This window comes from Roseateles sp. (assembly GCF_036404855.1).
GTDB lineage: Bacteria > Pseudomonadota > Gammaproteobacteria > Burkholderiales > Burkholderiaceae_C > Pelomonas.
Genome location: NZ_DASWYS010000109.1, coordinates 12,212 through 34,135, shown reverse-complemented (window position 1 = coordinate 34,135; position 21,924 = coordinate 12,212). Strand labels below are relative to the sequence as shown.

The following is a 21,924-nucleotide window of genomic DNA, read 5'->3' as shown; positions in this document are numbered from 1 at the left end:
GCGGTGCGCATCGAGCGACCGCGCCCGAACGCCCCGACGAACATGCGACCAGTCCAACCGCTCTAGCAGGAGGCGCGGGCAGTTCCGACGGGCCCCTCTTCCCGCCATGGCCAGGGCCTCCCGCTGTGAGCCGCAGCACCACACCTGAAAGGACCAGCATGAAACCCATGCGATCGTTTGCGTTCGCGCTCCTGGCTGTCGCTGCTGCGGCTATCACTGTCGTTCAAACCGTCTGGGACCGAACGGCCGAAAAGGTCGCCTCGGGCGTCCAGAGCCTGAAGGCCTGGGCGTTCGAGGGCGTGTCGCTGTTCGCCAAGCCGGCCGAGCCCGATGCCGAGGCGGTGCCGATGGTCCAGCGCGTGCGCCAGGTCGCCTACCGGCTTCGCCTCATCAAGCGCGAGCAGCCCATCGTCACGCCCCGCTGGCGGGCCTGTCCGTCGGTCTGAGTGCCGCTGACCTGCTGAGAGCCCGCATCACGCGGGCTCTTCTCTTTGAGCTTCTCGCGAGCGAGCCCAGAGAGAAGAGTTTCTCGGGCGCCGGCAAGGCTCCCCGGCCGAAAGGCCGGTGCCGGCGTCCACCTTCAACCGGCGGCGCCCATGAAAGACCTCCCGATGAGTGAACCTGCAAGCGGCGCCGTCGCCGGCATCGCGCTGTCCAAGTTGCTGCCCGCCGGTCTCGGCGCCAGCATCATGATTGCCGTCGACATGCCCAAGACTCGCGGCGAGCTCTTCGCGCGGTTCTTCGTGGCTTTCGCCTTCTCGCACCTGTTCGGCGACGTCGCACTGGGCGTCATCCAGCAATGGATCCCGCACGCCACCGGCAGGGCTGTCGACGGCGCGCTGGGGGCGCTGGGCTACTTCCTGGCAGGTGGCGTGGCAGTCCTCGCGAAGCGCTTCAAGAAGCAGCCGCTGGTGACAGCCGACAAGGTCCGGCGTCTGCTGAAGGGCGAGCCATGACGGCGGCCGTCGACCTCTGCAAGGCCTTCAACGCAGGCGCGCTGGCCCAGGCCTTGGCGCTGCTGCCGGCGAAGCTCGACAGCCTCGAAGCCCGCGTGACGCTGCTGGCCATCGGCCTCCAGGAGAGCGGCCTCAAGGATCGCGTGCAGGTCGTCGCCGGGGGAGGGCAGGGGCCCGCGCGAGGGCTGCTGCAGTTCGAGCTTGGCGGCGGCGTCCGCGGCGTGCTCAACCACGCGGCCAGCAAGACGCTCGCGCTGCAGGTCTGTTCGGCCCGTCGGGTGCCGGCGTCGACCGCCTCGGTGGTCTGGGGCGAGCTGAGCCGTGACGACGTGCTCGCGTTCGCCTTCGGCCGCCTGCTGCTGCTGACCGACCCGAAGCCGCTGCCGGCGCTGGGCGATGAGCAGGGCGCTTGGGGCTACTACCAGCGCTGCTGGCGCCCAGGCAAGCCGCACCCGAGCCGTTGGCCGGCGAACTATCAGGCCGCCCTCGATGCCATCCGTGTCTGAGCGCCTGGCGGGCGCCGTGCCGCACATCGCGGCCCTGCTCGTCATCGCCGCGCTTGCTTTCGCCGGCTACCAGTGGGCCCAGGTCCAGCAGCAGCAGCTCGAGAAGGCGGCTCTGGCTACCGAGTTCGGCGTGTACCGGGAGACCCTGGAGCGCCAGACACGCGAGTTGGTCCAGCTTGAAGCCCAGAAGGGCGCCCGCATTGCCAAAACCCGCCAGGAGGCTCTGGATGCTGAACTCCTCGCCCGGCAAGCTGCACAGGCTGACGCTGATCGTTTGCGCGGCAGTGCTGGCCAGCTGCAGCGCTATGCCGAAGACCTCGCCACCTCCCTCGCTGATCGTGCGCGAGATGCAGCCGCTGCCAGCCGCTGCACGGCAGCCGAAGGACGTATCCGACAACTCTCCGAGCTGGTCGGCGCGCTTGACGACTTTGCGGAGCAGGCTGCAACAGCCGCCGAAGTCCGCGGGCGCGCCGGGCTCCTCTGCGAGCGCACCTTTGACGCGCTGACGCCTGAGCCATGACTGCGGCCAACTGGCACTGCCAGCCCACCAGCGTGACGGTGCGGCTGCTGCCGGGCCCTGACAAGGATCAGGCCTATGCGGACCGCGTCAAGCCTGTCGCCATGGCTCAGGCCGAGTTGCTGGGGGCCAAGCTGGCGTACCTACATGCGGCAAGCCGCACCGACGGAGGCGAGGTCACCGTTCGCCAGTGGAAGGGCTTGGCACGGCAGCTCCGCGCTGACCACGGTGTCTTGTACGCGCTGATGGAGCGAAACCATCACTACATCTGGGTGTGCACCGAGACCTTCCGGCACACGCCGCTGGTCCTCCCTGGCCTCAACGAACCGCCCTTGAAGGAATCCCAATGAGCTACTCCGTGAACATCCTGGCGCCTTCCAAGGTAGCCGCCAAGAAGGCGCTCGCCGTCGAGATCGAGCGCATGACCAACCAGCTGAGCGAAGCCCAGGGCGTGATCGCGTCGCAGATCGACAGCCTGCCCGACGACGATGCGCTCGACGTCTCGGTGAACCTCGGCAGCCAGTTGCACGAGGGCACCGCCGTCTCCAGCCTGACCTTCACCGCCAACCTGGTGCAGCGCCCGCGCTGATCGCTATGGCCGACATGCTCCGCCACGCGCCGCTGCCCGTCTTCGACGCCAAGAAGGACGGCAACCCCTTCCGCTGGGTCGTCGCCATCGCGCCGAAGGTCCGCGCAGCTCGCCAGCACGCCTGCGACAACCAGGCCTACGAGCGCTGGTGGGATCGCGCTGCCGCACGCCTCCCGGTCCAGAAGTGAGCAAGCGCCGCACCCCAGGCCTCGCCCGGCCCATGCCGCCGCAGGACCTGGAGCAACAGGACATCGCCTTCCGCCCCGCGCCCGAGCTGCTCGCGTGGGTGCAGAAGAACATCCTGGCCGAGGACGGCCCGCTCCACAACCCGGAGCACAAGCACCTCAACCACGCGGACCTTGAGTTCATGTGGGCCTCGCAGGGCTTCACCAAGGCGGGCCGCCAAGTCGCCGGCACGGCCGAGGAAGTGACCTTCCGCGCTGGTGGCTGGCAGAAAGGCCGCCAGGTCAGCCAGATGGTCGAGTGGTTCGGTCGCATCCCGGACTACCTCATCACGCTGGACGCGAGCTACTGCCGCCAATGCGAGGACGCCGAGTTCTGCGCGCTGGTGGAGCACGAGCTGTATCACATCGCCCAGGTCGAAGGCGCGTTCGGCCCGGAGTGGAAGAAGGACGGGACCCCCAAGATCGCCATCCGTGGCCACGACGTCGAGGAGTTCGTCGGTGTGGTTCGTCGCTACGGCGTGGGGGGTCCTGAGGGCTCGATTTCGCGTCTGGTGGCAGCGGCCAACAAGGCGCCCGAGGTCAGCCGAGTTGCCATGGCCGCAGCGTGCGGCACTTGCTTGCGCCGCGTTGCGTGAGCGTTGAGTCGCGTTTAAGTTGGACGCATCGATATGGCTGCTCTGAACGGCGCCGTCAAGGTCTTCATCGTCGAGCGGCTGGCGTGCTTTGAGACGCCCACGGACGTGCAGAAGGCCGTTAAACAGGCTTTCAACGTCACGGTGAGCCTGCCGCAGCTGGCTATCTACAACCCGAAATCCGCCTCTGGCGCACGCCTGAGCAAGGACCTGAAGGACGTTTTCGAAGCAACGCGCGCCAAGTTCCTGGCCGACACCAGCGACATTGCAATCTCACACAAGGCCTACCGTCTTCGGGTGCTGGACCAAGCGTTGGTCACCGCTGCGAAGAACGGGAACACGGCCATGGTGATGCAACTGCTGGAGCAGGCCGCCAAGGAAGACGGCGGCGCGTTCACCAACCGTCAGAAGCTGGAGCACACGGGCAAGGACGGAGGGCCCATCCAGCACAAGCACGCGCTACGGGTGACCGATGCGGAGCGGGCCAGCCGGCTTGCTGCGCTGATCCACAAGGCCAAGGGCGCAGCCAGTGAAGCTCCGGCCGACAAGCCCTGACCTGACGCCGAAGGAGATCGCCAAGCTACTCCCGAACCTCACACCCGAGGAACGGGAGGAGCTGGACGCTCTGCTGTTCGACGGCATGCCTGTGTGGATGCCGCAGGTCGGACCGCAGACGATGGCCTTCGAGTCCGAGGCCGACATCGTGTTCTACGGTGGCGCGGCCGGCGGCGGCAAGACCGACCTGCTGCTGGGCCTCTGCCTCACGGCACAGGAGCACAGCATCATCTTCCGCCGCGAGGCCGTGCAGCTCATCGGCATCGAAGAGCGCATGACCAAGATCCTGGGCACGCGCCAGGGCTACAACAGCACGACGGGCGTGTGGCGGTTGCCTGGCGACCGGGTGATGGAGCTGGGTTCGGTCAAGCTGCCGGACGACTGGATGAAGTACCAAGGTCGGCCGCACGACCTGAAGGCCTTCGACGAGATCACCCACTTCCTGGAGAGCCAGTTCCGGACGCTGATCGGCTGGATGCGGACGGACAACCCGAATATCCGCCAGCGCGTGGTGTGCGCCGGCAACCCGCCGACGGATGCCGATGGCGAGTGGGTCGTGCGCTTCTGGGCGCCCTGGCTGGACCCGCAGCACCCGAACCCGGCCAAGTCTGGCGAGCTGCGCTGGTACATCACCAACGAGAAGGGCGAAGACCAAGAGGTTCCCAGCGGCAGCCTGGTGATGGTGGGCGACGACATGGTCAAGCCCAAGAGCCGAACGTTCATCAGCTCGTCGGTCGACGACAACCTGTTCCTGAGCCTCACTGGCTACAAGGACACGCTGCGCGCGCTGCCCGAGCCCCTGCGCTCGCAGATGCTGCGCGGCGACTTCCAGGCCGGCCGCACCGATCCGGTGTGGCAGTTGATCCCCACCGAGTGGGTCAAGGCCGCCATGGCGCGCTGGAAGCCCAGGGACAGCAAGGGGCCGATGACGTGCCTAGGCTTTGACCCGGCCCGCGGTGGCATCGACAAGTCGTCAGCTGCCCGCCGGCATGGTGACTGGTTCGACGAGATGGTGACCGCGCCCGGCATCGTGACGAACGACGGGCCGAAGGCGGCCGGCTTCGCGGCACCGTTGTTGCGCAATGGCGCGCCCATCGCCATCGACAGCATTGGCGTAGGCGCTGCGGCGCTGGATTTCCTGGTCGGCCTGAATCTGACGGTGTTCCCCGTCGTTGGATCGGCCGGCAGCAAGCGCATCGACAAGACCGGCAACCTGCGCTTCAAGAACGTGCGCGCCGAGATGTACTGGCGCCTGCGTGAGGCGCTGGACCCGACGAACGAGGTTCAGATCGCGCTGCCCGACGACAAGGAGCTGCTCGGCGATCTCTGCGCCGTTCGCTACAAGGTCGTGCAGATGGGCCAAGAGGCTGGCATCCAGGTGCGCGACAAGGACGAGATCCGCGAGGTGCTGGGGCGCTCCCCAGACAAGGGCGACGCTGTCGCCATGACCTTCGCCGACGGCATTCCGCCGCCAGGCATGACAGCAGAGGCGGAAGCGTTCCGCAACCGCCCTCGCTATTCCTGAGAAACGCACATGCAAGCTGGCACGACCAATCTGCAGCCGTCACGCCCCGACCGCGACCGCGCTATGGGCGATGGGATGGACCTGCACGCCCTGGAGCGCCTGGTCGAGGACTGCGCCAATCAACCCGAATGGCGCAACCTCGCCGACAAGGCTGCGTCATACATGGACGGCAAGCAGCTCAGCGCCGCCAAGCTGGCCCAGCACGAGGAGACTGGAGAGCCCAGCACCATCGTGAACCTCATCGCACGCACGGTGAACGGCGCACTGGGGAACGAGGCGAAGGCTCGAACTGATTGGCGAGCCAACGCCGATGCCGGCGCGTTCACGGATGTGGCCGAGGTGTTGAGCGAGCGCCTGAAGGAGGCGCAGCGGGAGAGCTTCGCCGACCTGGCCATCTCCGACGCCTACCGCAGCCAGCTCGTGCCTGGCATCGGATGGGTCGAGGTCTCGCGTAGCCCGGACGTTCTCGCATACCCGTATCGGGTCAACTGCGTGCACCGCAACGAGGTGTGGTGGGACTGGCGCGGCCGTGATCCCGACATCAACACCAAGCGTTGGGTGTGCCGCCAGCAGTGGGTGGACCTGGACGAGGCCGTGTTGTGGTTTCCGCAGTTCCGCGACGTGTTCGAGCTGGGTTGCCATAGCGGCGTGTTTACCGACGCCATGCAACAGACCATCCTCGCATCGGAACGGTTTGACGACCTCCACGACATCCGCAGCAGCTACAGCCGCCAGCAGGAGGAGTGGCTCGACAACGCTCTGCGGCGACGCGTGCGCTTCTACGACATCCACTACAGGGTGCCGAAGATCGTGGTTGCGCTGGTCGCCGGCACGCGCCGCGTGCTGTTCAACGAGCGCAACCCGCTGCATCTGGCCCTGCTGCAGCGCGGCAAGGCGCAGCTTGTGAAGGGACCTAGCTACAAGATCCGCCGGGCCCTGTTCTGCGGTCCCTTCCGGCTCTTCGACGTGGAGACGAAGCTACGCAAGTACCCGCTCATTCCGTTCTTCTGCTACCGCGACGACGAGAAGGGCACGCCCTACGGCCTGGTGGCCGGGATGATCGACCCGCAGGACGAATACAACGAGCGCCGCTCGCGCCTGCGCTGGCTGCTCAAGGCCAAGCAGACCTACGTCGACAGCGACGCGATGGACCCCAAGTTCAACACCCTGCGCGACCTGGCGCTGGAGGTGATGCGCCCCGACGGCTTCTTTGTCATGAACAAGGACCGCAAGAACAAGGACGCGCTGCGCGTCGAGCAGAACCTGCAGCTGAGCAACGAGCAGGTCATGGTGATGCAAGACGCCAAGCAGCTGATCCAGGATGTGCCGGGCATCTACTCGGCGTTGCTGGGCTCCGGCGCCGACGGCGTGCGCAGCGGCACCGCGCTGAATAGCCTGGTGGAGCAGTCCATCACCAGCCTGGGCGAGACGAACGACAACTACCGCTACGCCCGCACGGCCGTGGGCGATGCGTTGGCCGATCTGATCGTCGAGGACCTCAGCCAGCCAGAACTGCAGGTCGAGGTCGGCGCTGGCAAGAAGGCCCGCGTCATCGTGTTGAACACCTTCACGCCCGAGGGCATCCCGGTCAACCACGTCCAGGACGCGCCAACCCGCATCGGCCTGGGCGATGTGCCCAGCACGCCGGCGTTCCGCGCTCAGACGCAGGCCGAACTCGGCAACGCGCTGGCCGCCGCCGGCAACGATCCCATCGCCCGCGGCGTGCTGCTGCCCGCCTACATCGAGTCGACGAACCTGGAGAACCGCCACCTCTATGCGAAGTGGCTGCGCCAAAAGTACGGCGTGCCCGAGCCCGGCGAGGAGGCCGAGGTCGACCAGGACCCCGCAGCCGAGCAGTTGGCCAAGCAGCAGCAAGAGGCCCTGGCCCAGGCCGGCCAGGAGCTGCAGATGCGCGGAGCGACGGCCGACGTCGCCAAGAAGGAAGCTGACGCCGCGCTCACAGCGGCCAAGGCCCAGCGCGAAGGAGCGCTGACGCAGATTGATCTGGCGCAGGCCGCCCAGCCTGCTCAAGAGCCGCAGTTTGACCCCCAAGCCGACGAAGACGCTCGCATCCAGGCAGCGCTCGCCGAAGCGGCCTGACACCGATTCGCCTCCGCGGGCGCCGGCCCTGCGGATGGTGTAGCAGCCGGCACCCCTGAAGCCCACCCCTGAGGTGGGCTTCGTCATTTCGGACCTCTCCGACACGAGGAAGAAGCCATCCATGAGCACCGCAAACCTCCAAGCGCGCATCGACGCGCTGAACCCTGACACCGTTGACTGGTCCGACCCCGCGCTTTATGAGGGCCTGGGGATCGGCATCGAGGAAGGTGACGAGGACGAGCAGGACAAGGGCGATAGCGCCACGGCCGCCGCAGCAGCACCCGCAACCGCTCCGGCGGCTGCACCCGCTGCCGCTCCGGCTCCGGCGCAAAGCAGCGAAGCGCCCGCAGCTGCACCTGCAACGAGCGACGCGGAGCACGTTGACGGCGTAGCAACCGCAGACGGCAAGCGCGTGATTCCCTACGCTGTGCTGAAGCAGACGCGTGAGTCCGAGCGCCATGCGCGCGAGGAGAACACGAGCCTGCGTGCACAGCTGGAGGAAGCGCAGCGACAGCTGAACGCCGCCGGCAATCCCGACCTGGCCGCCCGCGCCTCGTCGGCTCCCGAGACCCTGACGCCTCAAGAACTGGCCGAACTGGAGCAGGACTACCCGAGCCTGTCCAAGCTGGTCAAGGTCGTGATGGCGACCCAGGAGAAGCTGCAGACCGCCGCCACGGCGCCGGCCCCTGCAGCGGCTGCACCGACACCGGCCACCGCGCCGCGTGCCGAGCCCGAGAGCGACGAAGAGGCGTTCGACGCAGCCATTGCCGGCGCACCGCTCATCTCAAAGTGGATGAGCGATGGCGGCCCCGAATGGGACCGTGCTCGCGCCATCGATGGCCTCCTGAAGAACGACCCCAATAGCGCCGGGCTCACCTATGCCCAGCGCTTCGACAAGGTCGAACGGATGGTGGCCGCCGAGTTCGGCATTCAGCGTCCGTCCGCGGCACCCGCACCGACCCCGGCCGCTCCCGCGGCCTCGCCTGCACCGGCGGCAGCCCCCGCGCTGCCCGCCGCAAAGGCAGCCCCCATGCCATCGCTCTCGGACCTCGGCGGCTCCACCCCGCAGTCGGCCGAGGACGCCATCAGCAGCAAGACCTCTGCCGACCTCCTCGCATCGACCGAGGGGATGAGCGAGAAGCAGCTGATGGAGATGGCCGGGATCTATTTCTGATTGATCCGAAAGGTTTGACATGACGACCATCTCCAAGGATTCGGCCATTGCCGTCAAGAAGGAGTCGGTAGCGCTGGCCGCCCTCGGCCTGCGCAAGCCCACCAACCTGACCAAGCTGGTGGGCCAGGCCCCGCAGCAGGCTGGTGCCGAAGCGACGCTCAAGCAACAGTCCAACCCCGGCATGCCCGGCATCATGGTCCGCGACCTGGCACAAGGTGCTGGCGACAAGGTGACCATCGACGCCGTCGACATCCTGACCGGCAAGCCGATCATGGGTGACCGCATGCGCGAGGGCAAGGGCGTGCCCATCGGCCTGTCGTCGATGGAGGCCCGCATCGACAACGCGTCGATGGTGGTCTACCCGGGCGCCAAGATGACGCAGAAGCGCACCGCGCACCGCCTGCGTTCGGTGGCCATGGCCCAGCTGATGGGCTACTTCCCCCGACTGCTGTGGCAGCGCGCGCTGACCCACATCGCGGGCGCCCGTGGCTCGCAGAACACCGTCGACTGGCACGTCCCCACGGCCGACGATCCGGACTTCTCCGAGATCATGATCAACCCGGTGCTGGCCCCCAGCTACAACCGGCACCTGGTCATCGACGGCAACGAGCTGATCCAGGGCGGCCAGCAGCTCGCCAACATCGACAGCACGGACGGCTGGAAGTTGGGCCACATCGATGCGCTGGCCGAGTACCTGGACAGCATCACGTTCAAGGTGCAGCCGATCAAGCTGCCGGGCGACCCGGCGGCCGACGACGAGCCCATCAAGGGCGTGCTGTATCTGGACCCGCAGGGCTGGAACCAGCTGCTGAAGGACCAGACCGCCGGCCACAACATCCGCACCTGGCAGGTCAACGCCCTGGAGCGCGCCAAGTTGATGGGCGCCAACATCCACCCGCTGTTCCGCGGCGAGATGTACATGTGGAACAACATCCTGCTGAAGAAGATGGAGCACTCGATCTTCTTCAACCCGGGTGACTTCACGCAGATCATCACCAACGCCAACCGGTACACGGGCGCGTCCAACAGCATGCCGACGGAGACCGCGCAGCAGGTCAATGCGGCGCTGACGGCCGGCTACCGGGTCACACGGTCGATCTTCATGGGCTCGCAGGCCTTCGCGCAGCTGATCGGCGCAAATGAGTCGTCTGGTGTGAACGCGGCCTTCAAGGAACGCGCCTTCGACTACGGCGAGAAGTACGAGGCCATGGGCCAGTGGATGGGCGGCGAAACCAAGCTGCGCTTCCGCTTCAAGGACCAGAACGGCCAATTCGAGTGGACCGACCACGGCGCCATCGTGATCGACGCAGCCGTCAAGTCCATCGGCAACTGATCGGGCGGGGCCGGGCGCACAGCCTGGCCCTTCCTCGTCCAACTTCAAGGAATCGACATGACGACTTTTAAGGGTCCTCAAAACACCGCTCCGCGCCAGACCTCCAGCGAGAGCGGCAATGCCTGGCAGGAAGATAACAAGGTGGCCATCGGCGCGAGCCTCACGACCAACGACGAGGTGATCGTCTTGGACGTGCCGGCCGGCGTGCGTCTGCACGGGCTCAAGTACCGCGCGGGTGACCTGGACACGGGCGCCGTGCTGGCCGTGAACCTGGGCTACCGCTCGGTTCACGCTGAGCAGAAGCTCGCCGCCGCGCCGACCTACTTCCTCGCTGCCAGCACGGCCTTCCAGGCCGCGCAGAACGGTTGGGTCGACATCCCGTTCGAGCCCATCACGTTCAACGAGCCGGTGCAGATCGTGCTCAAGCCGACGGTGAGCGCGGCTGGCCTGCCGGGCGCGACGTCCATCTGGGCCATCGGCGAGGGCCGCATCCTCGGCGTCGCCTGATCCGGGTCTGTGACCTGACGTGAGCGGGGCTTCGGCCCCGCTTTTTCATTCCGCAGACGAAGGACCAGCATGGAACTCGTTCAAGTTGAGTACATCGGCGCCAAGCCGATCAAGGAAGACAACGTCGCCCACACGGGCGCGGTCTGGCGTGGGGAGGGTGACGTTCAGTCGGTGCCTCTGGCAGCGTGGCCGAAGCTCGCGCAGCACACCGGCGTGTGGCGCCTGGCCGCTGGCGAGGCCACTCCATCCCTCAGCAGCGCGCCGTCGCCGACCCCTGTGGTTGCGACGCCTCCTCCCAGCCCCTCGACGGTCAAGGCTTCGACCGTCCTCTACGGCGCGGACCTCCCTGCGCTCATCGAAGTCGCCGGCACCGAGATCCAGCTCGGCGTCGTGGTGTCGGCGGCGCACGAGGCCAGCGGCCTGACGGTCGACGAGTGGAACGCGCTCGACGAGGCCGACCGCAAGGCGCGCATCGAATCGCTGATCGAGGCCGCCCGCACGGAAGCGGCCGATGAGCAGGCGAAGAAGGACCCGGCCGCCAAGGCGACGGAAGCTGAGAAGCCCGACTACAGCGCCATGACGGCCGCGCAGCTGCGTGCAGCGCTCGCCGACAAGGGTGTCGAGGTCAAGGGCAACCAGACCAAGGCGAAGCTCATCGAGCTGCTGGAAGGCGGGGCCTAAGCCATGGCGATGACCACTCTGGTCCGCACGTTCCTGCGCAGCGTGTCGACGACGCTGCAGGACATCGCGCCCCAGTTCAGCCGCTGGACCGAAATCGAGCTGGTGAACTACGCGAACTACGGCCAGATGGCCATCGCCAAGTACCTCCCGCAGGCCGGCTCGCGCGTCGATGCGATCCGCCTGAAGCCGGGCACGCGCCAGGACATCAGCAAGGTCCTGGCAGCCCACATCGTGCCCGGCGACGGCACTGTCGCAGTCGACACCATCGGCATCGCATTGCTGGACGTGGTGCGGTACATGGGCACGAACGGCTCGACGCCCGGCCGGGTGGTTCGCCTGGTGGAGAGCGAGACGCTCGACGCCCTGGACCCTGACTGGCACACGAAGGCCGAGGCGGTCGTGCGGGAGTACGTCTTCGACAAGCAGTTGCCGAAGGTCTTCTACGTCAGCCCCGGGGTGCACGCCGTCACGCCGGTCTGGGTGGAAATCTCCTGGCTGGCCGCGCCCCGCCGCATCCCGGCTGGCGGCGAGCCCGGAGCTGAGGCCTACCGGTTCGGCGGCGGGTCCAACGAGCTGCTGGGCATCGATGACCTGTTCGTCGAGGACCTGCAGAACTACGTCGTGGCGGTGGCGCTGCTCAAGGGGAGCAAGAACAACGTCAACCTCCCCAAGGCGCAGACGCACACCGGGCTGTTCATCAGCTCGATCAACGCGCAGGCCTCAGTGCTCACTGGCGTGAACCCGAACCTGAAGCAGCTGCCGTTCGCAGACGTGGCAGGGGGTGCGTGATGGATTTCCTGAACATGCTCAAGGGCGTGCTCGGCCAGGTCAAGGCCTGCCCCGAGGCCGAGGCCGCCGCCGCCATGCGCAACGCCTGCGCGGAGTTCCTGACCGAGACGCGCTGCATGCTGGGTGACGACGTCATCGCGACGGACGGCACTGTGCCCGCGCTGGCGGACATGCTCAGCCAGGTGGTCGACGTGGTGGAGGCTTCCATCGAGGGCGAGGACGTGCATGTCACGTACTACAACGACCCGGCGTTACGCGACCTCGGCCCGACCGACTGGCGGCTCACCTTCAAGGAACCGTCCGGCGAGCTGACGCTGACGCCCACACCGCCGGCCGCGGTGAACCTGCGCCTCATCCGCATCTTGTCCGTCGGGCCCGAGGCCATCCAGGTCGCCGACTGGGTCTGGCGCAGCCACAGCGAGGCCCTCACTCACGGCTGCCTCGCGCGCCTGCTGGCCATGGCCAACAAGCCCTGGGCTGACGGCGCCGCCGCCGTGTTCCACGAAACCAAGTTCCGCGAGGCGATCACCCGGGTGGCCGCCTCGCATTCTGTCAACCGCAAGCAGGTGGCTCGCCGCCTGCGTGTCAAGCCTGCTTGAAAGGGCCACATGAACCTCCAACGAATCAGCCCGGAGCAAGTCCTCCGCATGCCTGGCAATCCCGACGTGGACTACGTGCTGGACCGCCCACCGTTCACGCGCTATCACTGGAACGGCGCGGCCATGGTCGCCTCGTTGGACTATGCCAACTCTGCTGACGCTCAGCCCTCTCCCTTGGTCACGCCTGCAGGTCGTGCAGCAGCAAGCGAGGTGCGCACCGTTGCGGTGGAAGCAGCCCTTCAACAGACGTTGTTCAACCAGCTGCCGAATGGCAACTACATTGGGACCGCGGCCTTGCCCGAGTCGGTGGGCTTCTACGGCTCGAAGCTGTTCCTGGCGTCCGGGCCGTTGTCCAACTTGGTCCCGGTTGGCCAGAACGCGACGCTTGCCTCGGTGCTGAAGACCAGCGCGGGCGCGACGATCACGAATGGCACGTTGACGGGAGCCTGGGCGCTGCCCGATGGAAACCTCCTGTTCACCGTCAATTCCAATGGAGGGGCAACGTCCGGTCGCGCATTCCTCTATTACGGCAAGGTCGCTGCCGGCGCGATCACGGCTGCCACGCTCACCGTAGGGAACAACGCCGCCGCGTTCGACAACGGCTGTGCAGTTCTCGACATCGGTAACAAGGGTGGAGCACAGACGGCCGATATCCGCATCCTGCATGACCGCAGCATCTGCATCGCCACCATCGCGGGCAACACCGTACTGTTCCTCAGCGAATACAACGTGGCGGGCGGCCGTGTGCAGGGCGGGGCCAATGACCAATGCCGTGTGTGGCGCTCGACTGACCTTGGCAAGACCTGGGCCATCTTCCTCGAGTTCAACACCGACGGTGCGAATCGTCAGGTGAGGCACGGCCACGGCGTGGTGCAGGATCCGGCGACTGGCTTCGTGTACTTCCTGTTCGGCGACGACCCGACATCCGGAATCATCCGCTGGGACGGCTCCGCCGCTGCCCCTCCGGCCAACACCGCGATGCCCGACTTCAACAAGTTCGCCGGCTGGCACGCACTCAGCAGGTTGGACGCACTCACCGACAACTACCGTGCCGGGGACTTGGTTTTCGGAGGGGACATTGGTGCCTATCTGACGGATCGATCAGGCGCGAAGGCGTTCTGGCCGGCGACCGCTGTTTCCAGAACCGGTCCGCTGGTGGCCACAAAGGGACGCGATGCTGACATGTCGCCCGGCCGAGACCCATTGATCGGTATCGCCATTCCTGGCGGCGGTGCGCTGTGGATCAGCATGTGGGACAGCAGCGTTCCGGGTGGAGTCCGCGGCTACGACGTGTGGTCGTCACCTGATCTGCGCAACTGGTTCCGGGTCGGCTGGCTGTCGGATGTCGGCGTTGCCGGCGTCGTCGGCGTGCTCTTCAACGTCTTCTGGACCTCCGAGAACAAGATCGTCGTGTCGTTGGCGTCGGGGTCCGCGAGGCTGGCTGCCGGCGCCAACTCCTTCGGTGGCTCCCTCGTGCTCAACGCTGATGGCTTCTGGGATGGCGTCACCAAGGCATTGAGCTGACGGCATGGCGCTCGTCGAACTCTCCGGCTTCCTGGGCGCCAACCTGAAGCTGAACAAGCGGCTGCTTCCCCCAAGCGTCGGGGTGCTGTCGGTGAACCAGAAGCCGAGCGAGGAGGGCGACTTTCGCCCTTGGCGCTCGCCGCTGGCCATCGCCACGCCGCCCATCGGCGCCGCCCGAAAGACGCTCTATCGCATGGGTCGGGACACCCCCGACCCTGCGGCCTACTGGCTGAGCTGGACCACGCTTGTCCATGTCATCCGTGCATTCGATGCGGAGGACCCGACCGAGCGGACCTACTTCACCGGGTCGGGCTCTCCGAAGTGGACGGACACGACGATGGCCTTCTCGGGCACGCCGTACCCGAACGCGACTCGCGAACTGGCCGTTCCGCAACCAACAGTACCGCCGACCGTGATGCTGGATGTTGACGGCGAGTCGGGTGACGCGCGGCAGCTGTACTACGTCTACACCTGGGTCAATGACCTGGGTTGGGAGTCCGCCCCATCTCCTCCGTTCCTGGCACCGGCCGCCAAGCCCGGCGCTACGCTGAACCTGGCCGTGGGTGAGGCGCCGCCGGCCGGCAACTACGGCATCACCATCGTGCGCTGGTACCGCACGCAGGTTGTCGCCGGCACGACGGACGCTGAGTACCTGTTCCTGCGCCAGTACGCGCTCGGCAGCGTCGGCATGAAGGACGACGCCCGCAAGCTGGGCGAGGTGCTGGCGTCAGAAACCTGGCTGCCGCTGCCAGCGAACGCCTCGTGGCTGACCTACTGCTGGAACCAGTTCGCCTCGGCCTTGGTCGACAAGTCGGTGCGTCTGTGCGTGCCGAACTACGTCTACGCCTGGCCCATCGAGCATGAGTACATCCTGCCCGCCAAGCCCATCGCGCAGGCGGCTTTCGCGCAGCGGTTGCTGGTGTTCACCGAGGCCGGCGCGGAGCTGTTCACCGGCAGCGACCCGGGCGCCATGGATCAGAAGCCGATGACCCTGGCGCTGATCGCCAGCCAGCGGTCGCTAGTCGTCGGCGAGTCGTGGTGCATCTGGGCCGCCAAGGATGGGCTCTGGTACTACGGCGTCGATGGCCTGCGCTGCTTGACAGGGAACTCCATGAGCACAGCGCAGTGGGCAGCGCTGCAGCCGACCACCATCGCGGGATACCTGTGCAAGCTCGGGGAGCGCACGCTGTACGTGGGCTTCTACAACGATGGCGCGCTGAAGGGCTTCGTCGTCGACCCGGCCAACCCGGACGGCATCTACTTCCTGAGCCAAGGCTACGCCGCGGGCTTCTGGGACCCGCTGCTGAGCGCGCTGTTCGTGCTCGACGGCTCGACGGTCAAGCAGTGGGATGCCGGCGCCGACTTCATGACAGCCACCTTCAAGAGCAGGGTTGTGCGCCAGGTGAGCCACGTTGAGGGCGAGTGGGTGGAGCTGGTGGCTGATGGCGGGCCATGCCTTGTCAAGGTCATCACCGACCAGACCACGCCCTTCAACCGAGCGGTGGGCACCGGCGAACACCGCCTGCCAGACGGCACGGGCGGCCGGGAATGGCAGCTCGAGGTGCAGACCGCCACGAGCGTGCAAGGGGTCGTTGTCGAATGAGCAACAGGCCTTCTCGCAGCATTGGCCCGGTGCCCGAGGGACTGGGCGAAGGGCTGTCCGACTTCCTCGGTCAGTTGCGCCGCCTCGCGCTGGACATCACATCCAACCGCGTGCAGTTCGGTACCGGCGTGCGCGGTGCTGGCACGGGGTCGATGGGCGGCAGCGGTGGGTCGGGTGGCGGCCCGGTCGTCATCGCGCCGCCCGGGACCGACCCCGACCTGACGGCGCCACCCGACGTCGCAGGGCTTTCGATCACGGCGGGCTTCGCTCAGGTCATCATCGAGTGGAACTCGCCGATTTACACGCAGGGTCGGGGGAACAAACGGACCATCCTGTACGCGGTGAAGATGCCTTCTGGTGCGGCCGGTCCCGCGCCCACCTTCCCGGGTGAGGCCGGCCGCGTGTACGAGACGCCGGAGTTCCTGAGCACGGTATCGCTTCCCAGCGACCTCGGCATCACCTGGCACGTCTGGGCCAAGTTCGAGTCCAACGACGGCGTCAAATCGGTGAGCCCCGCCGGTGGCATCAATGGGGTGACCGCGACCACGGGCAAGATCGGCAACGAGGATCTCGGCGACCTCATCATCGAGGCCGGGAATATCGCCGATGGTGCTGTCGGACCGCCGAAGTTCGTGCCCGGCCTAGAGCCCGTCGGGATCGTCGACACGGTGCCGCTGGTGAAGACGACGTCCACTGTCTTCAACACGACCGATGGGAAGCTCTATTTCTGGGACGATCTTTCCGGGGCCTACGTGCCGGCGGTCGGTGGCACGGCGGACAGCGTGCTGGCGTCGAACATCGTCGGGCTCATCGCTTCGGCGCAGATCGCCGGCATTGCCGCAAGCCAGATCACGGGCACCCTGAGCAACAGTCAGCTCGCAGCCATCGATGCCGCCAAGGTCACCGGGCAGATCACGGCGACGCAGATCGCGAACAACTCGATCAGCACGCCCAAGTTGCAGGCGGGTGCCATCACCGCGAACGAAATCGCCGCGGGCTCCATCGTCGCGGGCAAGATCGCCGCGGGTGCCGTCACGGCGACTGAGCTATCCGCAGGCTCGGTGACCACCGCCAAGCTGACCGCCGGCGCGGTCACTGCCAATGAGCTGGCCGCAGGCAGTGTTGTCGCCGGAAAGATCGCAGCGCTGTCCATCGTGGCGGGCGACATCGCGGCGGGCACGATTACCGGCAACAAGATCGCCGTCAACACGATCACCGCGGGCTTGATCCAGGCCGGCCAGGTCAATGCGACCCACCTGGCAGCCAACTCCATCGCTGTGGGCAGCGCGGCGATCCAGAACGGCGCCATCGTCAACGCCATGATCGCGAACGCGACCATCGACGACGCCAAGATCGCCAGCCTGTCGGTGGCGAAGCTGCAGGCGGGCTCGCTCGCGGCCAGCCAGTACATCCAGAGCTCGAACTACGTCCCTGGCTCGACGGGCTTCAGACTCAACGCTGATGGAACCGCTGAGTTCGGCTCGGCCACCGTGCGCGGGACCATCACGGCCAATGCCGTCAACGGCGCCACCGGCACCCTGGGCGCGATCACTTTGGGCGGTTTGATTACCAGCTCGGGCAAGCCAAGTTTTGACACCGGATCCGGCATCATGCTGGGCGTCTGGAGCGGAAACGCCTATCTCGGTATTACCCGGGACATGGGCGGTGGCGTCATCCGCGGTCTGTGGATGGGCACACATGACGGGGTGCTGAACCTCAATGGCGCCCTCGTGGTGGCTTCAACGATCAACAACCCGACGATCAACAACCCAACTTTGGACGCGTTCACGGTGGGCGCGCTTTCCAACAGCACATCGAGCGGCGGCAACACGAATAGGACCTATGTGAGTCGCACCGCCACGCCATCAGGCGGCAAGGCGCCATTCACGTACCGTTGGTCGTTGAGCTACGGCAATGCGTACGGCACCGCGGGCAGCATGACCATGAGCGGCGCTGATTCCGCCACCGTTACGGTCAGCGGCTATGGGTTCAACTGCATCCAGACAGGGTACGTGACCTGCGACGTCACCGATGCCAACGGACGCACCGCCAAGACGTCGTTTCTCATCACCGCCACGCACGGCACACCTGGCCCCATCCCATGACCCGATTCTTTGCTGAACTGGGGCCTGCCGACTGCATCGTGCAGGTCTTCGAGGCCGACGAGCCGCCCGACGATGTGGAGACGGTCGAAGTCGCCGACTGGGCCGGCTGGCCGCAAGAGCCGCACCCGCTGGCGGAGCTGCGCCTGGTCGGAGGTGTGCCGACATGGCATGACCCGCGCACGGACGGTCAGAAGGCTGCCGCTGCGCGCGAACGGCGCGACGCTGACCTGGCCGCCTGCGACTGGATGGTGACCCGCGCGCTCGAAACCGGAATTCCGATGCCGTCGACCTGGAGCGACTACCGCCAGGCGCTGCGCGACTTGCCGGAGCAGCCGGGGTTTCCGGCCGCCATCACTTGGCCACCTGCGCCAGAGTGAACATTAATGGGCTGCGCACCCTTAGGGTGGCTGGTCTTCGGAGCCAAGCATGCAGCCAGAAAGCCAGCGCGAAACAGTCCTCCGCCTCTGTGGTGGAAGTGAGGACGCCAGCCGTCTGATCTTCGACGCCTGGCGCTTTGCCGAGGTGATGGACGACGCCATCGACGGCGAGAAGCAGGAGCCCGACGCGGACATCTACAGCGCCTTCACCTGGGCGTTGTTTGACCTGCATCGCAACCCGTTCTATCTGGAGCACCGTAGTGCCCTGGAACTGGCCCTGCGAGTGGCCGTTGCCGAGTGGTGGGCCGCGACGCGCATGGAGGGCTCGCGCGACCGCGAGCAACTGGTCACGGCCTACACGCTGCGCTGTAGCCCGTATTCGTTCTTCGTCGCCGTCGTGCTCGCCGCGGCCGGCGCCAAGGCTGCCGATGAGGCAGCGCACTACTTCCGCAGCTCGCCCACGCCGGACCGGCTAGACGACTACCTGCGCGAACACTCCATCGGAGGTTGACATGGGTTGGGGACCATCGGCGCCGGATACATCCGGCATGAACGCTGCGGCCGTCCAGAACGCGGCCACGGGGGCAGAGACCGCGGCCATCGCTCGCGAGCAGATGAAGGCTGCCGAGGAGCGGCAGAAGCTCTTCGACCCGAAGTACATGGCGCTGATCGATCAGGCCATGGCTTCGCAGAAGACGGCCGACGACCGCAGCGCGGAGCAGTGGGATCTGTACAAGCAGATCGGCCTGCCGGCGGAGCAGCGGCTCGCGGAGACGGCGGCGAACTACGACACGCCCGAGCGTCGCGCCGAGGCCGCCGCTGCAGCCGGCGCGGCCGTCGAGCAGCAGGGCAATGCCCAACGCGAAGCGCAGACCCGCGCTCTGGGCCGAGCCGGTGTGTCGCTGGGCAGCGGCCGTGCGCTGACGCTCGACAACGCCAGCCGCCTGCAGCAGTCCAAGGCCACGGTGGGTGCTGAGCAGGCCGCTCGCGACAAGGTCGAGGCCACCGGCATGAGCCTGACCGACAACGTCGCCAAGCTCGGCCGCGGGATCTCGTCGACCGGATTGCAGGCTGCGCAGCTCGCGCTGGGTGCGGGCAGCACGGCGAGCGGCATGCTGGGCCAGCAGCAAAGCACCTACGGCGCGTCGCTGGCGCCTGGCTTCCAGGCCTACGGGCTGTCGACGGGCGCTAACAGCTCCGCCGGCAACATCTACGGGAACGTCGCCCAACTTAACAACCAAAGCAGCGCTGGCGCGATGAGCGGCCTGATGGGGTTGGGCCAGCTCGCCGGACAGGCCGGGATGATGTACATGATGAGTTCGAAGAAACTCAAGACCGAGCGCAAGGGCGGCCGGACGTTGGACGACGCGGTGCTCGACGGCATGCGCGCCATGCCTGAGGTCGAGTCGTGGCGCTACAAGAAGGGTTTGGGCGACGACCGGACCCACGTCGGCGAGTATGCCGAGGACTCGCGCGCCCAGTTCGGCGACAAGGTCGCGCCGCAGGGTAAGGCGTTGAACGTCGGCGCGACGTTCGACCGCAACCGGTCGGCCATCGCTGCGCTCATGTCTCGGCTCGACCAGGGCATGCAGATCCTCGAGCAACTGGAGGCCGCATGAGCCTCGGCAGCCTGCTGGACTTCGAGGGCTTCCATGGCAAGCAGATCCTCAAGGACATCGCCAAGAAGCCGACGCGCCTCCTGACGGGTGTCGATCCTGCGAGCACCAAGCTCTGGAACAAGGTCCTCGGCACTAACGACAAGCCCATCGTCGACCAGATGGGCGGCGCCACGCAGGACCGCTACCGCCAGGCCGAGGCGGCGGGCATCGACACCCGCACGGGCAAAGCAATGCAGGGCCTTGCGCACGTCGTCGCCGCGGCCTACGCCGCCGGTGGCCTGGCGGGGGCCGGCAGCGGCTCTGGTGTTGGGGCCGGCGGCGCGGCAGAAGGCTCAGGCGGGTTGCTCGTGGACACCGGCGGCATGGGGATGAGCCAGATCGGCGCCTCATCTGGCCAGTGGACGCCGGCACTGATCGAGTCCGCATCGGGCACGACCGGCTACGGCGCGTCGTCGGCTGGCGCTGGAGGGGGCGTGGGCGGCAAGCTCAGCCTGGCCAACATGCAGCGCTTCATGGGCGGCCAGTCCCAGCCGCAGGCGCCACAGCAGCGGCCTATCGAGGAGGACGACTACGAAGCCCCCGACATCGACGCCTACCTGCGGGGGGCGACGGTAGCTTCGTCGCGCTCGCTGAAGAAGCCCGGCGGCAAGGGCCTGGGCGATGCGGTGCGTCGTGGGCTCTCCGGTGAGGACCCCATCGACGCGAACGGCGTCGAGGTCATCGCGATCAAGGCGCTGGACAAGCGCGTCAACGAGTTCGTGCAGCGCGTGCAGGCGCTCGCACAACGCAAAGGAGCACTGCAATGAGCGGACTTGCGGGCCTGGGCGCCCTGGCGGGCGGCCTGAGTCGCGGGCTGGCTGACGGCCAGGCCATGAGCGAGCGCATCGAGGACCAGCGCTGGCAGCGCGAGCAGCGGGGCCGTCAGCGCACGCTTCAGGACCGGGACGACGCGCTTAATGCGGACCTGGAGGCGGCGAACGCCGCCATGGTCCAGCGCATGCAGGGGTTTCGCGACGAGTTCAACCGCACGCAGGGCCCAGGGGCTCGCAACAACCTGACGCTGGGAGGCTCCGACAGCTCGATGCCGGACCAGACTGGCAATGACACGCCGTCGGCGGTGGCGCAGTTCAAGCCGACCGACGATCAGTTGCTGGCTGTTGCTCGCGCCCGCACCGACACCCTGTTCGCCAAGGGCCGGCACGATGCCGCAGTGAAGCAGTGGCTGCAGGACGAAGGCCTGCGCGGTCAGCTCCGTAAGCAGGCAGCCGAGAAGGGCATGCTCGCTTTCAAGTCCAGCGGCGACGTTGAGCCGCTGCTCCGCGGCGTCTATGACCACCTGGACGACGGCTACGACCTGTCGGGCGTCGTGCCGGTGAACAACCCGGACCCGAAGGCGCCCCGCGCCTGGGACGTGCAGCGCCGCAACTCGCGCACGGGTGAGGAGAAGGTTGACCGCATCACGGCCGACCAGGTCGAAGGGCTCATGCAATTCGCACTCGATCCGGTGCAGGCGGCGAAGTACTCGCTGATGGAGAAGCTGGCCGGCTACCGCGGTGATCAGCAGCGGCAGACGAACGACGCAAAGCACGACAACCGCATCAGCGAGATTGAAGCCCAGAACGAGGGCCGGCTCGACGTGGAGAAGCTGCGCTCGGCGTCGCGCGAGCAGGTCGCGAAGATGAACTTCGACGGCCGCGTCAAGGTGGCCGAGATCCGCGGCCCGGGTGGCAGCGGCAAGCCCGGTGGGAGCGGCACGGGCGGCAACGTCGCCAAGACGTTGAACCTGGCCGACGGCCGCGTGCTGGTCATCATGCGCGACGGCAGCCAGCGCATCGCCACCGGCGACGACGGCAAGCCCCTGACCTCGCTGGAGTTCGAGAAGCAGGTCGGTTCCACGGCCAACACGGTCAGCAAGAGCCTGTCCGGCCTCACGGCCACGCCGCAGGAGAACCGCGCCACCGCACGCACCCTGCTGCCGCAGCAGCCGGCACAGAAGCCCGCCCCGGCGAACCGCCGTCCCCTCGACGACTTCCAGCGCTGAACCACCC

General features: G+C 67.1%; 25 protein-coding genes. All 25 read left to right on the top strand.

All coding sequences use genetic code 11. The features are described 5' to 3' along the window. Window positions 1–158 precede the first annotated feature (158 nt). The 25 genes from VGF12_RS07075 (at window position 159) to VGF12_RS06955 (ending at window position 21,917) form a co-directional block, all read left to right on the top strand. A complete protein-coding gene (locus tag VGF12_RS07075) occupies window positions 159–446 on the top strand; it encodes a hypothetical protein (protein ID WP_331175335.1) in 288 nt (95 codons plus the stop codon). Between the two features lie 165 nt (window positions 447–611). Continuing rightward, the gene (locus tag VGF12_RS07070) at window positions 612–956 is read left to right on the top strand and encodes a hypothetical protein (protein ID WP_331175334.1); all 345 of its coding nucleotides are present in this window, start codon (window positions 612–614) and stop codon (window positions 954–956) included. Then, a complete protein-coding gene (locus VGF12_RS07065; RefSeq protein WP_331175333.1) occupies window positions 953–1,462 on the top strand; it encodes a hypothetical protein in 510 nt (169 codons plus the stop codon). Before VGF12_RS07070 ends, VGF12_RS07065 begins: the two co-directional genes overlap by 4 nt. Next, entirely contained in the window at window positions 1,446–1,982 is a 537-nt protein-coding gene (locus VGF12_RS07060) for a DUF2514 family protein (protein ID WP_331175332.1), read from the top strand. The genes VGF12_RS07065 and VGF12_RS07060 overlap by 17 nt, the downstream gene beginning before the upstream one ends. Next, on the top strand, window positions 1,979–2,329 hold the full coding sequence (locus tag VGF12_RS07055; protein WP_331175331.1) for a hypothetical protein: 351 nt from the start codon (window positions 1,979–1,981) through the stop codon (window positions 2,327–2,329). Before VGF12_RS07060 ends, VGF12_RS07055 begins: the two co-directional genes overlap by 4 nt. After that, window positions 2,326–2,568, top strand: a complete 243-nt coding sequence (locus tag VGF12_RS07050; protein ID WP_331175330.1) for a hypothetical protein — start codon at window positions 2,326–2,328, stop codon at window positions 2,566–2,568. The genes VGF12_RS07055 and VGF12_RS07050 overlap by 4 nt, the downstream gene beginning before the upstream one ends. Before the next feature lie 5 nt (window positions 2,569–2,573). Further along, window positions 2,574–2,756 (top strand): hypothetical protein, encoded by a 183-nt coding sequence (locus VGF12_RS07045; protein ID WP_331175329.1) that lies wholly within the window; start codon window positions 2,574–2,576, stop codon window positions 2,754–2,756. A gap of 32 nt (window positions 2,757–2,788) precedes the next feature. After that, window positions 2,789–3,388, top strand: a complete 600-nt coding sequence (locus VGF12_RS07040; RefSeq protein ID WP_331175369.1) for a putative metallopeptidase — start codon at window positions 2,789–2,791, stop codon at window positions 3,386–3,388. A gap of 33 nt (window positions 3,389–3,421) precedes the next feature. Then, window positions 3,422–3,940 carry a DUF2280 domain-containing protein gene (locus tag VGF12_RS07035; protein ID WP_331175328.1) on the top strand — a complete coding sequence of 173 codons (519 nt, stop codon included), beginning with the start codon at window positions 3,422–3,424 and terminating at the stop codon, window positions 3,938–3,940. Further along, on the top strand, window positions 3,915–5,465 hold the full coding sequence (locus tag VGF12_RS07030; RefSeq protein ID WP_331175327.1) for a terminase: 1,551 nt from the start codon (window positions 3,915–3,917) through the stop codon (window positions 5,463–5,465). The genes VGF12_RS07035 and VGF12_RS07030 overlap by 26 nt, the downstream gene beginning before the upstream one ends. A 9-nt stretch (window positions 5,466–5,474) precedes the next feature. Then, window positions 5,475–7,565, top strand: coding sequence for a hypothetical protein (locus VGF12_RS07025; RefSeq protein ID WP_331175326.1), 2,091 nt, complete (start codon window positions 5,475–5,477; stop codon window positions 7,563–7,565). Between the two features lie 121 nt (window positions 7,566–7,686). Then, complete coding sequence (locus tag VGF12_RS07020; protein ID WP_331175325.1) at window positions 7,687–8,739, top strand: hypothetical protein; 1,053 nt, start codon at window positions 7,687–7,689, stop codon at window positions 8,737–8,739. A 19-nt stretch (window positions 8,740–8,758) separates the two neighbouring features. Next, window positions 8,759–10,072, top strand: a complete 1,314-nt coding sequence (locus tag VGF12_RS07015; protein WP_331175324.1) for a DUF4043 family protein — start codon at window positions 8,759–8,761, stop codon at window positions 10,070–10,072. A 57-nt stretch (window positions 10,073–10,129) separates the two neighbouring features. Continuing rightward, on the top strand, window positions 10,130–10,579 hold the full coding sequence (locus tag VGF12_RS07010) for a hypothetical protein (protein WP_331175323.1): 450 nt from the start codon (window positions 10,130–10,132) through the stop codon (window positions 10,577–10,579). Between the two features lie 69 nt (window positions 10,580–10,648). After that, the gene (locus VGF12_RS07005) at window positions 10,649–11,260 is read left to right on the top strand and encodes a hypothetical protein (protein ID WP_331175322.1); all 612 of its coding nucleotides are present in this window, start codon (window positions 10,649–10,651) and stop codon (window positions 11,258–11,260) included. A gap of 9 nt (window positions 11,261–11,269) precedes the next feature. Next, on the top strand, window positions 11,270–12,049 hold the full coding sequence (locus tag VGF12_RS07000; RefSeq protein ID WP_331175321.1) for a DUF6682 family protein: 780 nt from the start codon (window positions 11,270–11,272) through the stop codon (window positions 12,047–12,049). Further along, window positions 12,049–12,648: a hypothetical protein gene (locus tag VGF12_RS06995; protein ID WP_331175320.1), complete on the top strand. Its 600-nt coding sequence runs from the start codon at window positions 12,049–12,051 to the stop codon at window positions 12,646–12,648. The genes VGF12_RS07000 and VGF12_RS06995 overlap by 1 nt, the downstream gene beginning before the upstream one ends. 9 nt (window positions 12,649–12,657) lie before the next feature. After that, window positions 12,658–14,172, top strand: a complete 1,515-nt coding sequence (locus tag VGF12_RS06990; RefSeq protein ID WP_331175319.1) for a hypothetical protein — start codon at window positions 12,658–12,660, stop codon at window positions 14,170–14,172. A gap of 4 nt (window positions 14,173–14,176) precedes the next feature. Then, complete coding sequence (locus VGF12_RS06985; RefSeq protein ID WP_331175318.1) at window positions 14,177–15,775, top strand: hypothetical protein; 1,599 nt, start codon at window positions 14,177–14,179, stop codon at window positions 15,773–15,775. Between the two features lie 29 nt (window positions 15,776–15,804). Next, window positions 15,805–17,880, top strand: a complete 2,076-nt coding sequence (locus tag VGF12_RS06980; RefSeq protein ID WP_331175317.1) for a phage tail tip fiber protein — start codon at window positions 15,805–15,807, stop codon at window positions 17,878–17,880. Then, the gene (locus VGF12_RS06975; protein ID WP_331175316.1) at window positions 17,877–18,257 is read left to right on the top strand and encodes a phage tail assembly chaperone; all 381 of its coding nucleotides are present in this window, start codon (window positions 17,877–17,879) and stop codon (window positions 18,255–18,257) included. The genes VGF12_RS06980 and VGF12_RS06975 overlap by 4 nt, the downstream gene beginning before the upstream one ends. 49 nt (window positions 18,258–18,306) lie before the next feature. After that, window positions 18,307–18,768, top strand: coding sequence for a hypothetical protein (locus VGF12_RS06970; RefSeq protein ID WP_331175315.1), 462 nt, complete (start codon window positions 18,307–18,309; stop codon window positions 18,766–18,768). Window positions 18,769–18,805: 37 nt separating this feature from the next. Continuing rightward, window positions 18,806–19,876, top strand: coding sequence for a hypothetical protein (locus tag VGF12_RS06965; RefSeq protein WP_331175314.1), 1,071 nt, complete (start codon window positions 18,806–18,808; stop codon window positions 19,874–19,876). Beyond that, entirely contained in the window at window positions 19,873–20,682 is an 810-nt protein-coding gene (locus tag VGF12_RS06960) for a hypothetical protein (RefSeq protein WP_331175313.1), read from the top strand. Before VGF12_RS06965 ends, VGF12_RS06960 begins: the two co-directional genes overlap by 4 nt. Beyond that, window positions 20,679–21,917, top strand: coding sequence for a hypothetical protein (locus VGF12_RS06955; protein WP_331175312.1), 1,239 nt, complete (start codon window positions 20,679–20,681; stop codon window positions 21,915–21,917). Before VGF12_RS06960 ends, VGF12_RS06955 begins: the two co-directional genes overlap by 4 nt. Window positions 21,918–21,924 lie beyond the last annotated feature (7 nt).